We start from the raw sequence: 13,906 nt of genomic DNA, 5'->3' as shown, positions 1-13,906 counted from the left end.
AGTCCTTTATGTGGTGGGAAAACAGATCAGTCCGTCAGGCGAGGAGACCCGTTGCTGCCGGGCCTGCCGCCTGTTCGTTGTCTGCCGGGCGCGAGGAAACCCTCCGGCAGGCCGGGGCCGAGAATTCCGGCTGTCCGCCAGATCGGGACGGACACCGGTTCGGCTGGCGGCACGTCGTCATGCCGCGCCGATTCAGGTAGCCAGCTCTCCGGATTCGCGGTCAGTCCGAGCAGATAGGTGACCGAGCAGGACAGCGAAGCGGCTAGCTCTGGCAGCAGGCCGAGGTCCAGGCCGCGCCCGTTCTCCATCGCGCTCAGCGCGCGGTTGGTCGTACAACTCCCGTGTTCTTGCAGGCGCACCACGACTTCGCGCTGGGTCAGGCCCAGGGAAAGTCGTCGCTCGCGCAGCCGCTGGGCACAGATCCAGTGTCGTTCGCGAGCGGGATTCGGCTTCGGCGCGCTCATCGGACACCTCTGTCCCGAGGGAACGACACAAGTGTTCGCCGCGATCTCCGATCCGTCAACCGGGCATCTCGGTGAGACCCGCGGCCGGATCCGGCATGTCGGCGAGGGGGTGGATCTCGTACCGCGCGAAGTTGTAGACCGGCGACATCGCGAGCAGCCGTTCCAGTTCTTCGTTGGACCCGACGTCGTAGATCCAGGCCCCGCCGTGCTGCCCGACGAGGTGGTAGCGCGCGAGTACCTTGCCCTTTTCCTCCAGGGGCCCGGCATAGCGCGGCATCCTGGCGACGGCGGTGGCCATCTCGCCCGACAGCAGGGCGAGCTCCATCCGGAACAGCACCAGGAATTTCATCCGTCCACCATCCGGCGGCGGCGCGGGCACTGTCAACAGCGCGGTTTCAGGTGAGCGGCGATCTTCCGAACCGTTCTTGGAGCCGCCGGAGGTCCCGCAGCCTCGGTTCGGTTTCGCCACCGACCCACCGCCCGACGGTCTTGACCGAAACGCCCAGCTGACGTGCGGCGGCCTCCTGCGTGAGCCCTTCCCGCTCCAGTACCTCGGTCATCCAGTCGGCGAACGACCCCGGCGCCTCGGAACCCGGTGCCGCCGTGGGGGAATCCGACTTCAGCTCGGTCACCTGGGCGAGCGTCGGCTCGCCGGGCTGCCCGGAATGCGAATGCAGGACGTCGACCTCGACGTGCTCCGGGAAGATCCGGAACGAGATCTGGATGGTGCCCGTCGGGCCCGCCGCGTCGAGAAGCGCGCGGAAGACCGTCTGGCTCACTTCCCGGTTGTCCCCATCGGTGAGCGGGGAATCGGCGAGACAATGGCGGACGAATTCGCGGATTTCCGGAATCGAGGAAGGACGGGCCGGGAAAATCTTGGAAAGCACGACGACCGGGAGTAGCTCAAGGGGTACTCCCGAACCTTCGAAATTCGGTACGTCCACGAGAATCCCGTCGTCGAGGCCGCTTCGGCCAGCCTACCTGTGCGGGCTTTGCGCCCCAAGCAAAGAACGCGAGGACAGATCTGTCCTGTCGTCTTGCCGATGTCGTCCGGCGAGGTCTACCGTGACAGTGTTCACGCCGCGGAAAAGCCGGGATCTTTCCGAGGTCGTTTCCCGTTCTCCACTTTCCACGCTCGCGTGTCGGCCCTTGTCGAACCCACCGGGCGTTCGCCGACTTCGAATGCGGCCTCGGGCTGCGAGGAGGTGGTCCTCGATGACCACGGCCGAAACGACTGACGAACCCGTCGTGCACATTCTTTGGATGAACGGTGGTCTCGGCTGTGACGGCGACTCGGTCGCCCTGACGGCCGCCACCCAGCCGAGTATCGAGGAGATCGTGCTCGGCGCCCTGCCCGGGCTCCCGAAGGTCGCGGTGCACTGGCCGCTGATCGACTTCGAATGCGGGCCGGAGACCGGCGCGGACACCTTCATCGAGTGGTGGCACAAGGCCGATCGGGGTGAACTGGAGCCGTTCGTGCTCGTGGTCGAGGGCTCGATCCCGAACGAGAAGATCAAGTCCGAAGGATACTGGTGCGGCTTCGGCAACAACCCCGCCACCGGCCAGCCGATGACCACCAGCGAATGGCTGGACCGGCTGGCGCCCAAGGCTTTGGTGGTCCTCGCCGTCGGCACGTGCGCGACCTACGGCGGTATCCACGCGATGGCGGGGAACCCGACCGGGGCGATGGGCGTGCCCGACTACCTCGGCTGGGAATGGCGGTCCAAGGCCGGGATCCCGATCGTCTGCGTGCCCGGCTGCCCGACCCATCCGGACAACCTCTCCGAGACGATCCTGTACCTGCTGTACCAGGCCGCGGGGCAGGCCCCGATGATCCCGCTCGACGAGGCGCTGCGCCCGCAGTGGCTCTTCGGCGCGACCGTGCACGAGGGCTGTGACCGTGCCGGCTACTACGAGCAGGGCGAGTTCGCCGACGACTACGGCTCGCCGAAATGCCTGGTGAAACTGGGCTGCTGGGGTCCGGTGGTCAAGTGCAACGTCCCGAAACGCGGCTGGATCAACGGCGTCGGCGGCTGCCCGAACGTGGGCGGGATCTGCATCGCCTGCACGATGCCCGGGTTCCCGGACAAGTTCATGCCGTTCATGGACGAGCCGCCGGGGTCGAAGGTGTCCGCCGCGGCGAGCACGGCCTACGGGACGGTCATCCGCGCGCTGCGCGGGTTCACCATGCGGACCGCCGACGAGGAACCGAAGTGGCGGCACAAAGGGAATTCACTGACCACCGGCTACAAGTCCAACTGGTGACGGAGCGAGGAATCCAGCGATGACCGATACCCAGAACCCCGGCCTGGTGGAGATGGCGTGGGATCCGATCACCAGGATCGTCGGCAGTCTCGGGATCTACACCAAGATCGACTTCGCCAAGAAGGAGGTCGTCGAGTGCCACAGCACGTCGTCGATCTTCCGCGGCTACAGCATCTTCATGAAGGGCAAGGATCCGCGCGACGCGCATTTCATCACCAGCCGCATCTGCGGTATCTGCGGGGACAACCACGCGACCTGTTCGGTCTACAACCAGAACATGGCCTACGGTGTGCGGCCGCCGCATCTCGGTGAGTGGATCATCAATCTCGGCGAGGCCGCCGAGTACATGTTCGACCACAACATCTTCCAGGAGAACCTGGTCGGGGTGGACTATTGCGAGCGGATGGTCGCCGAGACCAACCCGGGTGTGCTCGAACTGGCCAACCGCACGGAATCCCCGCACGCGGCCGAACACGGGATGAAGACCATCGGCGACATCATGCGGTCGCTGAACCCGCTGGAGGGCGAGTTCTACCGCGAGGCACTGCACGTCTCCCGCTACACCAGGGAGATGTTCTGCCTGATGGAAGGCCGCCACGTCCATCCGTCCACTTTGTACCCCGGCGGTGTCGGCACGGTCGCGACGGTGCAGTTGTTCACCGACTACCTGACCCGGCTGATGCGCTACGTCGAGTTCATGAAGAAGGTCGTGCCGATGCACGACGACCTGTTCGACTTCTTCTACGAAGCCCTGCCCGGCTACGAGAAAGTCGGGCAGCGGCGGATCCTGCTCGGCTGCTGGGGCAGCCTCAACGACCCGGACCACTGCGACTTCACCTACGAGAAGATGGAGAACTGGGGCCGCAAGATGTTCGTCACCCCGGGCGTGGTGGTCGACGGGAAGCTCGTCACCACCAGCCTGGTGGACATCAACCTCGGCATCCGGATCCTGCTCGGTCACTCGTTCTACGAGGACTGGGAAGACCAGGAGATGTTCGTCAAGCAGGACCCGCTGGGCAATCCGGTCGACCGGCGGCATCCGTGGAACCAGCACACCATCCCGCGGCCGGCCAAACGCGACTTCGACGACAAGTACTCGTGGACGATGTCGCCCCGCTGGTTCGACGGCAAGGATCATCTCGCGCTCGACACCGGCGGAGGCCCGATCGCCCGGCTGTGGGTGACCGCGCTGGCTGGACTGGTCGACACCGAGTACGTGAAGTCCACCGGGCACAGCGTGCAGATCAATCTGCCGAGGACCGCGCTCAAACCCGCGAAGAGCTTCGAGTGGACGATTCCACAGTGGAGCAACGCGCTCGAACGCAACCGCGCGCGGACGTACTTCCAGGCCTACGCGGCCGGGCTCGCGCTGCACTTCGCGGAGAAGGCCTTGGCCGAGATCCGGGGCGGGAACACGAAGACGTGGGAGAAGTTCGTCGTCCCGGACGAGGCGGTCAGCTGCGGGTTCACCGAGGCCGTCCGCGGTGTGCTGTCGCACCACATGGTGATCAAGGGCGGCAAGATCGCGAACTACCACCCGTACCCGCCGACGCCCTGGAACGGCAGTGTCCGCGACACCTACGGCACGCCCGGCCCGTACGAGGACGCCGTGCAGAACACGCCGATCTTCGAGGAGAACCCGCCGGAGAACTTCAAGGGCATCGACATCATGCGCGCGGTGCGGAGTTTCGACCCGTGCCTGCCGTGCGGTGTGCACATGTCCCTCGGCACCGGGAAGGTCCTCACGAAGCACCACACCCCGCACGCGTTCAACGGCGAGTACTGAGGGGGCCGGATGCCGACCACGGCGGGCGACACCGGTGACCGGATCGAGGCCTTGCTCGGCCAACTGCCGGACGGTCGGGGCAAGCAGGTCGCCGAGGAACTGGTCCGGGTCGTCGTCGGGATGTACGGCGAAGGACTGGAGCGCATCGCCGGGCTGGTGACCGAAGACGTCCTGCTCCGGCTCGCCGGGGACGACCTGGTGGCCGGCCTGCTCGTCCTGCACGACCTCCACCCGGTCGACGTGGACACCCGGATCCAGCGGGCGCTGGACGAGGTCCGGCCCTATCTCGGCTCGCACGCCGGAGGGGTCGAGTACCTCGGAGTCGACGCGGACGGGACGGCCAGGCTGCGGCTGGAGGGCAACTGCCAGGGCTGCCCGTCCTCGACGCTGACCGTGAAGATGGCCATCGAGGGCGCGATCACCAGGGCGGCGCCAGAGGTCGCCGGAGTCGAGGTCGAAGGGGTGACCCCGGAGCCAGAACCGGTGCCGCTGCAAGTCGGGATGGGGCCGCCGGACGGCTGGCACGCGCCCGAGCCGTCCGGTTCGCGGTGGAGCGCGGTGCCGGAACCGGGTCCGCCGACCGGACGGCCGGTGGCCGTGCGGATCGACGGCGTCGACGTCCTGCTCTGTTCGGTGCGCGGCACGCTCTACGCCTACCGGGACTCCTGCGCCGCCTGCGGTTCCGGTCTCGCCGAGTCCACCTTGGCGGGCTCGGTCCTCACCTGCGCGGGGTGCGACGCCCGATTCGACGTCCGGCTGGCGGGCAAAGGACTCGACGACGGTGGCCGTCACCTCGACCCGCTGCCGCTGCTCTCGGACAGCGACGGGGTGCGGGTCGCCCTGCCCGCGGCGGTGACGTCGTGAGCGGGCACACCGGGCTCCGGCGCTTCGTCGAGCCGGAGAAACCGGCGCCCGCCCGGGCGCCGGAGCCGGAACGCTGCGAGTTGTGCACCGAGCCGACCGGGCCGGGGCACGGGCATATCGTGGACACCGAACGCCGCGCGATCCTGTGCGCCTGCCGCGGCTGCTTCCTGCTGTTCAGCAGCCCGGAGGCGGGTGGGCGGTTCCGGGCGGTACCGGACCGCTACCTGCACGATCCCGGACGTCCGCTGACGAGCGCCGAATGGGACGGACTCGGCATCCCGGTGGGCGCGGTGTTCCTGCTCCGCGGTGACGAGGGCGTCGCCGCGTTCTACCCGAGCCCGGCGGGCGCGACCGAATGTCTCCTGAACCTGGACGCCTGGGCCGAGCTGGCCGCGACCCACCCCTTGCTGGCCGCCGCTCGGCCGGAGATCGAGGCGATCCTGGTCCGCCGTACGGACACGACGGTCGACACCTTCCTGGTGCCGATCGACGTCTGCTACCGGCTGGTCGGGCTCGTCCGTGTGTACTGGAAGGGCTTCGACGGTGGCCAGGAGGCCCGCGAACAGGTCGACCGGTTCTTCGGCGACGTGCGGGAGAAGTCCCGCGACTTCGGTCTGGGGTGAGCCGTGGCGGACCTGGTCTTCGACTGCCTCGACGCCGCACCCGAACGGTACGGCGTGGTGCCGAGCCTGAACCTGCGGCTGCGGATCAGCGAGGTGACCGGCGAACGGATCGAGGCGATCGCGCTGCGGTGCCAGATCCGCGTCGAACCGCACCGGCGGCGCTACTCGCCGCAGGAAGCCGAGCTGTTGCGGGACCTGTTCGGCGACACCGCGAGGTGGGCCGACACGGTGAAGCCGATGCAGTTCACGACGGTGACCGCGATGGTCCCCGGGTTCACCGGAGCCACCACGCTCGAACTGCCGGTACCGGTCACCTACGACCTGGAGATCGCCTCGACGAAGTACTTCAACTCGGTCTCCGACGGCGTGATCCCGCTGCTGCTGTTGTTCAGCGGCACCGTTTTCAGCATGCGCGAAGGCCGGATGTCGGTCCAGCAGGTCCCGTGGAGCAAGGAGACCTCCTACGGACTCCCGGTGAAGGTGTGGAGGGAGACCGTCGACCTGCACTTCCCGGGCAGCGCTTGGCTGCGGCTGGACCGGGAGACGCTGAACGCCTTGCAGCGGTACAAATCGCGGCACGCGCTGCCGACCTGGAGCGGCACCGTGGCCGCCCTGCTCGAGGCGGCCGAACAGACGGAAGGGTCTGCGAAATGACGATTCTCGGTTACATCTTCCTGGCCATCCTGGTCCTGCTCGCAGGCGGGATCGTGGTGCTCTTCGTCCTGTCAATCCCCGATATCCGGCGCTATCTCGCGATCAGGAGGATGTAGGTCGCGGGCCGCGGCGACGGCCGCTTGACCGAGGCTGATCCCGCCGTCGTTCGCCGGCACCTTCGTATGGGTGAGGACCCGGAAACCGCCGTCGGTCAGCAGATCCACGGACCGGTCGAGCAGCAGCAGGTTCTGGAACACCCCGCCGGAGAGCGCGACCGTGCCGACGCCGGTCCGTTCGCGCAGCACGGCACAGCAGCGCGCGATGCCCTCGGCGACGCCGTTGTGGAACCTCGCGGCCACGACGGCGGGGGAGCGGCCGCGCGCGAGGTCTTCCGCGACGGCTCGCACCAGGTCGGTCCCGGCGACCACCAGCGGTCCGGTTCCGGACAGGCCCACCGGGTACGCGCCCCGTTCGACGGGGTCGGCCAGCTGCTCCAGTTCGATCGCGGCCTGCCCTTCGTAGCGGACGGTGTCGCGGACACCGAGCAGGGCCGCCACCGCGTCGAACAGCCTGCCCGCGCTGGAGGTGAGGGGAGCCGCGACCCCGCTCCGGGCCAACCCGAGCACGCCGGACCACGCGGACTCGTTGCGCGTGCGGACGGCCGACAGCGGCGGAGCACCGGCGAAAGCCTCCTCCAGATAGACCGCGGCCATCCGCCACGGTTGCCTGATCGCCGCCGCGCCACCCGGGAGCGGAACCGGCGCGAGGTGCGCGAGCCGCTCGAACCCGACAAGGTCGGCGAGCAGGAATTCCCCTCCCCAGATCGTGCCGTCGGTGCCGAACCCCGTGCCGTCGAAGGCGACCCCGAGTACCGGCCCGGTCTCGCCGTTGTCGGCGAGGCAGGACGCGATGTGCGCGTGGTGGTGCTGCACGCCGGTCAGGTCCACGCCGGTCTCCTCGGCGAGATCGAGCGCGTACTTGGTGGAGAGGTACTCGGGATGCAGATCGTGCGCGATCACCTCCGGGTCGATGTCGAAGAGCCGTCCGAAGTGGACGATCCCGTCGGTGAACGAGCGGAGGGTCTCGAAGTTCTCCAGATCGCCGATGTGGTGCGAAACGAACGCACGGCCGTCCTGGGCGAGGCAGAACGTGTTCTTCAGACCCGCCCCGCAGGCGAGTACCGGCCGCCGTGCCCGCCGGGGAAGCCTGATCGGTGCCGGGACGAACCCGCGCGAACGGCGGAGGACGGTTTCGCGCCCTCGCCACGGCCGGACGACCGAGTCGTCGGTGCGGATGTGGATCGGCCGGTCGTGGGTCAGGTAGGCGTCGGCGATCCCGCGGAGCCGATCGAAAGCGTCTTCGTCGGTGAAGGCGATGGGCTCGTCGGAGATGTTCCCGCTGGTCAGCACGATCGGCGCGCCGACGGCGGCGAGGAGCAGATGGTGCAGGGGCGTGTACGGGAGCATCAGGCCCAGGGACCGGGTCCCCGGCGCGACCGACCCCGCCACTGGAGCGCCGTCGAGCCGGGGCAGCAGCACGATCGGCCGTCTTCGGCTCTCCAGCGCGGACCTTCCGGTTTCGTCCACTTCGCACAGGCGCGCGGCTTCGTCCACATCGGACACCATGACGGCGAACGGTTTGTCCTCGCGGTGCTTGCGTTTCCGCAGGGTGGCGGACGCGGCCTCGTCGCTCGCCAGTACGGCCAGGTGGTATCCGCCGAGTCCTTTGATCCCCACGACCCGTCCTGCCGTCAGCAACGCCGCTGTCCCGGCGACGGGATCGCCCGTGAGTTCCGCTGTGGCCGCGTCCAACAGCCGGAGCCGGGGACCGCAGTCCGGGCAGCAGACCGGCTGGGCGTGGAACCGCCGGTCGGCCGGGTCGTGGTACTCGGCCGCGCACGCCGCGCACAGCGCGAAACCCGCCATGGTGGTCAGCGGACGGTCGTAGGGCACGTCGCGCACGATGGTGAACCGCGGCCCGCAAGCGGTGCAGTTGACGAACGGGTAGCGGTACCGGCGGTCCGCCGGGTCGGCCAGTTCGCGCAGGCAGTCCGCGCAGGTGGCGCTGTCCGCGGAGACCGGCGTGCGTTTCGTCCCGCCGGACTCGCTGGCCACGATGGCGAATCCCGGACGGCCGTCCGGCTCGGCCTCGGTGGTGGTCACCCGCTCGACCCCGGCCAGCGCGGGCGCATCCCGGCTGAGGGCGGACAGAAACGCGCCGACTTCGGCGATCGGCCCTTCGACCTCGATGAAGACGCCGTTCCCGTCATTGCCGACGAGACCGGCCAGACCGAGCCGGGTGGCGAGGCCGTGCACGAAGGGCCGGAACCCGACGCCTTGCACGATCCCTTCGACCCGGACGGCGCGCCGAACGTGCGCCTCCACCCGGCTCAGTGTTCCCCCTGAGCCGCCCGGCCGCACCCCCCGCGGCCGGGCGGCTCACCGGAGTTTGGCGAACGTCTCGGGCAGACGTGCCGCCAACCTGCGGGTCGCGAGGGCGCCACCGAGCCAGGCGCCCGTCACCGCGTTGACGAGGGCCACCGCGAGCGTCGCCGCGCCGAACCAGGCCGGGAGCGAGTCCCCGGCGAAGGTCAGCACCGCGGCCATCGCGGTCGTCGGAGCGGTCGCCCACAGCTGGATCTGGAACGCCGCGAAGATCCCGGCGGTGTTCTCCCCGGCGTCGGTGGCGTTGACGCGCCGGTGCGGGTCGACACCGGGTGTCGCACCGAGCACCGACATCACCAGCGCGGTGCCGCAGCCGACGCCGAGCAGCGCGATCAGCACCGCGAGGATCGGCACGGTGTAGTCGAAGATCCCGGTCACGGCCATCATCAGCGCCGACAGGACGAGCGCGGGCAGTCCGAAAAGGACGGTGATGCCGATCTGGCGGCCGCGGATGTCGGCGCGCACCGACTCCGGGCTCTCGGCCACCACGAGCTGCCACAGCGCGGTGCCGTCCTGGCCGTAGAGGTTCGCGCCGCTGAGCGCCACGGTGAGCGCGACGGCGACACCGGCCAGCCCGGCGATCTCGGGGACACCCGCGATCGCGCCGTAGACCGCGATGAACACGCCGAACCAGATCGCCGAGCGCACTTCCAGGCTCCGCCACGGATCCCGCCACCAGGTGCGGATCTCCTTGCCGACGACGGCGCCGAGCGGGCTCGCGGGCAGCCACCCGGCGCGGCTGCCCAGCGGGCGGCGGCGACGCCGGACGGTGCGATCGCCGACGTGCGGGGTCAGGAGCGCGATCGCGGCCAGCTTCACCACCACCGTGGCAACGGCGAGCAGGGCGAGCGAACCCAGCGCGGGCAACGGTCGTCCGGCCGCCATCTCCCCGGCGGCGCGCAGCGGCAGCCCGAACGGCGTCCACTCCAGTACCGCCCTGGCGGGGATGGTCCCGAAGCCCTCGCGCAGGAAGGTCGGGATCGACTCCAGCACGGGGCGGACGACGACCCAGCCCGCCGTCATCGACGACAGCAGCAGGCCGTACTGGACGGCCGCGAGTTCCACGCCGAGGTGGGTGCGCATCGCCGCGCCCAGCAACGCGTACACGGTCCGCGAGAGCGCCACCACGAACCCGACCAGGAGCACCGCGCCGACGAAGCCGGTGACGGCAGCGGCGATCGCCGTGGCGGAGGTCGCTTCGGCGAGCGCGTACGGGATCAGCGCCAGCGCCGCGATCGCCGTCACCGCGCCGCCGACCCCGGCGAACGCGGACGCCAGGAGCCCGGCTCCGAGCCCCCGGCGCGAGAGCGGCAGCAGCGTGAAGTACTCCGGGCGCAGCATCGCGCCGCCGGAGGTGAGGACGGGGCCGATCATCCAGCCCGCCGTCCAGAACGCGAGGACCAGCAGCAGCACGTCGGTGCGGGCGGCGGGCTCCGAAACGAACACGACCGCCCAGGTGGCCGCGGCCGCCAGGACGCCCGCGACGAGGCCGAGCACTCGTTTCCAGCTGTGCGTGTGCCGCTGGATCGCGAGCTTCAGCCGGATCAGGTCGCCAACCACAGCAGGTCCTCCTCCCCGACACCGCGCTCGCCGACGAGCCGGACGAAGACGTCTTCGAGTGTCGAATCGCCGCGCACTCCGGCGAGCGTGCCGCTCGCCACCACCCGGCCGTCCGCGATGACGGCCACCCGGTCGCAGAGGTCCTCGACCAGCGACATCACATGCGACGAGATGACGACGGAGCCGCCGGCGGCGACGAACCGCAGCAGCATCGCCCGCAGCACCCGCGCCGAGACCGGGTCGACGGCCTCGAACGGTTCGTCGAGCACGAGCACCTTGGGCGCGTGCAGCAACGCCGTCGCGAGGCCGATCTTCTTCCGCATCCCGGTCGAGTACTCGATGACGAGCACGCCGCGTTCCTCGGCTTCGTCGAGTTCGAGGATCCGCAGCAGTTCGGCCGACCGCGAGCGGACGACGGCGGCGTCCATGCCCCGGAGCAGCCCCCAGTAGGTCAGCAGTTCGGCGCCGGTCAGGCGTTCCGGCAGGGCGAGGCCGTCCGGCAGGACCCCGAGGATCGCCTTGGCCCTCGCAGGTTCCCGCCAGACGTCGATGCCGTGGACCACGGCGGTCCCGGAATCCGGCCGCAACAGCCCGACCGTCATCGCGAGCGAGGTGGTCTTTCCCGCGCCGTTCGGGCCGACCAGCCCGGTCAGCGAGCCGGTCGGCACGGTGAGCTCCACCCGGTCGGCGGCGGTCTTCCCGGAGAACGTCTTCGTCAGCCCGTCCAGCCGCAGGGCGGGCACCGTTTCGGTCTGCATGGGCTCACGATGGCCGGAGCCGGGGGTGCGGCACCTCGGTCCGCGGGGCAGACCCGATGGCCAGGTGGCCGCGAAGATCGTGGCCACCTGTCCGGTCCGTCCTTATCTACACTGCGAGGATGGCCGTGACGGTGGACCGCTGGATGCTGCCCGGCGAGCTCGCCCGCGCCGACGAGCCGGGGGAGTCGTCCGGCAGGCGCACGCCCCGTGACTGGGCCGTGGACATCACGATGTTCGCGATCGCGGCGCTGGTCTGGTTCCTCGAGTTCGAGTACTTCGTGCTCCCGAACGTGCTCGGACTGCCGCTCTGGGCGCAGGTGGGCGACGCGGTCGCGGGCGCGGTGATCTGCTTGGCGATCTGGTGGCGACGGAGGTTCCCGGTCACGGCCGGGCTCCTCGCGGCGACGGCCGGGGCGCTGGCGAACACCGCGGCGGCGGCGATGATCCTGCTGCTGTTCTCCCTCGCGCTGCACCGGGGCTGGAAGCCGGCGGTCCCGATCACGTCGGTGGCGGTGCTGATCAGCGTCCCCTACATCCATTCGTTCTTTCCGGGTGCGGCCACCCAGCCGCTGCCGTGGCTCATCAGCCTGGTGCTCGGAGCGGCGCTCGTGGTGACGGCCGGGATCGGGGTGCGCGCCCGCCGTCAGGTCGTCCTCGCCCTGCGGATGCGCGCGGACGCCGAGCGGCGGGGGCACACACGCGAACTGGAGGAGAGCCGCCGGGCCGAACGCCAGCGCATCGCGCGCGAGATGCACGACGTTCTCGCCCACCGGATCTCGCTGCTCGCGGTGCACGCTGGCGCGCTGGAGTACCGCACGGCCCAGGCGGAACGCGGCGCCGCGCCGGAACCGTCGGCGGCCGAGGTCCGCGACGTCGTGGCGGTCGTGCGGTCCAACGCCAACCAAGCGCTGGAAGAGCTGCGCGAGGTGCTCGACCTGCTGCGTCAGCAGCCCGACGGCGAAGACGGCCGTGAGGCGCCGCAGCCGACGGTGGCCAGGCTGCCCGCGCTCGTCGACGAAGCCCGGCTCAGCGGCCAACAGGTCCGGGCCGATTTCGCCGAAGGACTCGGAGACCTGCGGCCGCAGGTGCAGCGCACGATCTACCGGATCGTCCAAGAAGGACTGACGAACGCGCGCAAACACGCTCCCGGCGCGGTGGTCGACGTACGGGTGAGCGACGCCGTGGCGGGCGAAGTGCTGGTCCAGGTGGCCAACGCCGCGCCGATCGGCGTCACCACGAGCGAGATCCCCGGTGCCGGAGCGGGACTGACCGGCCTCGCCGAGCGGGTCGCGCTCCACGGCGGAGACCTGATCAGGGAGATCGCCGACGGGGAGTTCCGCATGCGGGCTCGGATACCGTGCGCGTCGTGATCAAGGTGCTCGTGGTCGACGACGACCCTCTCGTGCGTGGCGGACTCCGGCTGATGCTGGGCGGGGCGACCGACGTCGAGGTCGTCGGCGAGGCGGCCGACGGCGCCGACGTGACGGACGCCGTCTCCCGGCTGCGGCCGGACGTCGTGCTGATGGACGTCCGGATGCCGGTGCTCGACGGCATCGCCGCCACCGCCGCCCTCGGCAAGCGCACGGGGGAACCCGCGCCCGCCGTGGTCATGCTGACGACGTTCGACGCCGACGAGACGGTGCTCGCCGCGCTGCGGGCCGGTGCGGCGGGGTTCCTGCTCAAGCACACCCCGCCGGAACGGATCGTCGACGCGGTCCGGCGCGCGGCGGCGGGGGAGCCGGTGCTGTCGCCGGAGGTCACCCGGACCGTGATCGCCATGGCGGCAAGGCAGGGCCCGGACCGCGGTTCCGCGCGGACGCGGATGGAACTGCTGACCGAACGGGAACGCGAAGTCGCGCACGCCGTCGCCGAGGGGCTGAACAACGCGGAAATCGCCGAGCGGCTGCATCTTTCGCGGTCCAGCATCAAGGCGACGATCTCCAGCGCGCTGACCCGGCTCGGCCTGACCAACCGCATCCAGCTGGCGATCGTCGCCCATGAGGCAGGTCACTCTTGATCTCCACCTTGGTGGAGGGTGAATCCTGGGCTCACCAACGGATCAAGGAGTGAACATGAGCGAGGACAAGGGTTTCTACTCGATCATCGAGTACGCGGTCGACGGACCCGAGACCCAGGCGGCACTGGTGGACGCCTTTGCCGACATCCAGGACCGCTGGGTCCGGTTCTACCCGGGGTACGTCTCGGCGCGGTTCCACGCGAGCATCGACGGGACGCGGGTCTTCAACCTCGTCAGCTGGGCGAGCGAGGCGGACTACCGGCATTTCGAAGAGACGTCGGACACCGCGGGCCGTATCGAGGCCATCCAGGCGGCCCTCGACGGGCTGCCCGGCGAGGTGGAGTCGCGGGTGAGCGCGAACCCGCGCTACCGCGTCGTCCGGGAGATCGGCCCCGGACCTCGGGCGGACGCCTGATCGCGGCGGCCGGGAGGGCCGAAAGTCCCGGTCCGGAAAGGACCACGGCCACTCCC

General features: G+C 69.9%; 15 protein-coding genes. 9 read left to right on the top strand and 6 right to left on the bottom strand.

All coding sequences use genetic code 11. The features are described 5' to 3' along the window. Positions 1–26: 26 nt before the first annotated feature. From BKN51_RS14235 to BKN51_RS14225, 3 genes are read right to left on the bottom strand one after another with little or no spacing between them, the layout of a single operon-like run. Positions 27–464: a helix-turn-helix domain-containing protein gene (locus tag BKN51_RS14235; protein ID WP_101608106.1), complete on the bottom strand. Its 438-nt coding sequence runs from the start codon at positions 462–464 to the stop codon at positions 27–29. Positions 465–519: 55 nt separating this feature from the next. Beyond that, positions 520–813: a muconolactone Delta-isomerase family protein gene (locus BKN51_RS14230; RefSeq protein ID WP_101608105.1), complete on the bottom strand. Its 294-nt coding sequence runs from the start codon at positions 811–813 to the stop codon at positions 520–522. Positions 814–859: 46 nt separating this feature from the next. Further along, the gene (locus BKN51_RS14225; RefSeq protein WP_233223160.1) at positions 860–1,351 is read right to left on the bottom strand and encodes a helix-turn-helix domain-containing protein; all 492 of its coding nucleotides are present in this window, start codon (positions 1,349–1,351) and stop codon (positions 860–862) included. Between the two features lie 328 nt (positions 1,352–1,679). Here BKN51_RS14225 and BKN51_RS14220 point away from each other — a divergent pair, with 328 nt between their 5' ends. Genes BKN51_RS14220 through BKN51_RS44945 form a run of 6 tightly spaced genes read left to right on the top strand, consistent with a single transcriptional unit; the run spans position 1,680 to position 6,772 of the window. Continuing rightward, entirely contained in the window at positions 1,680–2,729 is a 1,050-nt protein-coding gene (locus BKN51_RS14220; protein ID WP_101608103.1) for a hydrogenase expression protein HypE, read from the top strand. 19 nt (positions 2,730–2,748) lie between these two features. After that, complete coding sequence (locus tag BKN51_RS14215) at positions 2,749–4,515, top strand: nickel-dependent hydrogenase large subunit (protein ID WP_101608102.1); 1,767 nt, start codon at positions 2,749–2,751, stop codon at positions 4,513–4,515. 9 nt (positions 4,516–4,524) lie between these two features. Beyond that, a complete protein-coding gene (locus BKN51_RS14210; protein ID WP_101608101.1) occupies positions 4,525–5,379 on the top strand; it encodes a NifU family protein in 855 nt (284 codons plus the stop codon). After that, entirely contained in the window at positions 5,376–6,002 is a 627-nt protein-coding gene (locus BKN51_RS14205; RefSeq protein ID WP_101608100.1) for a DUF5947 family protein, read from the top strand. The genes BKN51_RS14210 and BKN51_RS14205 overlap by 4 nt, the downstream gene beginning before the upstream one ends. A gap of 3 nt (positions 6,003–6,005) precedes the next feature. After that, entirely contained in the window at positions 6,006–6,656 is a 651-nt protein-coding gene (locus tag BKN51_RS14200) for a DUF6084 family protein (protein WP_101608099.1), read from the top strand. Next, entirely contained in the window at positions 6,653–6,772 is a 120-nt protein-coding gene (locus BKN51_RS44945; RefSeq protein WP_410663600.1) for a DUF6893 family small protein, read from the top strand. The genes BKN51_RS14200 and BKN51_RS44945 overlap by 4 nt, the downstream gene beginning before the upstream one ends. On the opposite strand, the gene hypF is transcribed toward BKN51_RS44945, so the two are convergent. From hypF to BKN51_RS14185, 3 genes are read right to left on the bottom strand one after another with little or no spacing between them, the layout of a single operon-like run. Beyond that, complete coding sequence (gene hypF / locus BKN51_RS14195) at positions 6,728–9,040, bottom strand: carbamoyltransferase HypF (protein WP_101608098.1); 2,313 nt, start codon at positions 9,038–9,040, stop codon at positions 6,728–6,730. The genes BKN51_RS44945 and hypF overlap by 45 nt on opposite strands. A 54-nt stretch (positions 9,041–9,094) precedes the next feature. Beyond that, complete coding sequence (locus tag BKN51_RS14190; RefSeq protein ID WP_101608097.1) at positions 9,095–10,660, bottom strand: hypothetical protein; 1,566 nt, start codon at positions 10,658–10,660, stop codon at positions 9,095–9,097. Continuing rightward, the gene (locus tag BKN51_RS14185; RefSeq protein WP_101608096.1) at positions 10,645–11,418 is read right to left on the bottom strand and encodes an ABC transporter ATP-binding protein; all 774 of its coding nucleotides are present in this window, start codon (positions 11,416–11,418) and stop codon (positions 10,645–10,647) included. Before BKN51_RS14185 ends, BKN51_RS14190 begins: the two co-directional genes overlap by 16 nt. Before the next feature lie 119 nt (positions 11,419–11,537). Between BKN51_RS14185 and BKN51_RS14180 the strand changes: the two genes are divergently transcribed. From BKN51_RS14180 to BKN51_RS14170, 3 genes are read left to right on the top strand one after another with little or no spacing between them, the layout of a single operon-like run. Next, the gene (locus BKN51_RS14180; RefSeq protein WP_101608095.1) at positions 11,538–12,788 is read left to right on the top strand and encodes a sensor histidine kinase; all 1,251 of its coding nucleotides are present in this window, start codon (positions 11,538–11,540) and stop codon (positions 12,786–12,788) included. Beyond that, positions 12,785–13,435, top strand: coding sequence for a response regulator (locus tag BKN51_RS14175; protein ID WP_101613214.1), 651 nt, complete (start codon positions 12,785–12,787; stop codon positions 13,433–13,435). Before BKN51_RS14180 ends, BKN51_RS14175 begins: the two co-directional genes overlap by 4 nt. A 55-nt stretch (positions 13,436–13,490) precedes the next feature. Next, entirely contained in the window at positions 13,491–13,850 is a 360-nt protein-coding gene (locus BKN51_RS14170) for an antibiotic biosynthesis monooxygenase (RefSeq protein ID WP_101608094.1), read from the top strand. Positions 13,851–13,906: the final 56 nt, after the last annotated feature.

This window comes from Amycolatopsis sp. BJA-103 (genome assembly GCF_002849735.1).
Classification (GTDB): domain Bacteria; phylum Actinomycetota; class Actinomycetes; order Mycobacteriales; family Pseudonocardiaceae; genus Amycolatopsis.
This window is presented reverse-complemented; position numbering and strand designations above follow the sequence as displayed.

Bases quoted from the DNA above. Each gene is read 5' to 3' on its own strand.
- BKN51_RS14230 (WP_101608105.1), bottom strand. From the start codon at position 813: ATGAAATTCCTGGTGCTGTTCCGGATGGAGCTCGCCCTGCTGTCGGGC.
- BKN51_RS14220 (WP_101608103.1), top strand. From the start codon at position 1,680: ATGACCACGGCCGAAACGACTGACGAACCCGTCGTGCACATTCTTTGG.
- BKN51_RS14215 (WP_101608102.1), top strand. From the start codon at position 2,749: ATGACCGATACCCAGAACCCCGGCCTGGTGGAGATGGCGTGGGATCCG.
- BKN51_RS14185 (WP_101608096.1), bottom strand. From the start codon at position 11,418: ATGCAGACCGAAACGGTGCCCGCCCTGCGGCTGGACGGGCTGACGAAG.
- BKN51_RS14210 (WP_101608101.1), top strand. From the start codon at position 4,525: ATGCCGACCACGGCGGGCGACACCGGTGACCGGATCGAGGCCTTGCTC.
- BKN51_RS44945 (WP_410663600.1), top strand. From the start codon at position 6,653: ATGACGATTCTCGGTTACATCTTCCTGGCCATCCTGGTCCTGCTCGCA.
- BKN51_RS14170 (WP_101608094.1), top strand. From the start codon at position 13,491: ATGAGCGAGGACAAGGGTTTCTACTCGATCATCGAGTACGCGGTCGAC.
- BKN51_RS14235 (WP_101608106.1), bottom strand. From the start codon at position 464: ATGAGCGCGCCGAAGCCGAATCCCGCTCGCGAACGACACTGGATCTGT.
- BKN51_RS14180 (WP_101608095.1), top strand. From the start codon at position 11,538: ATGGCCGTGACGGTGGACCGCTGGATGCTGCCCGGCGAGCTCGCCCGC.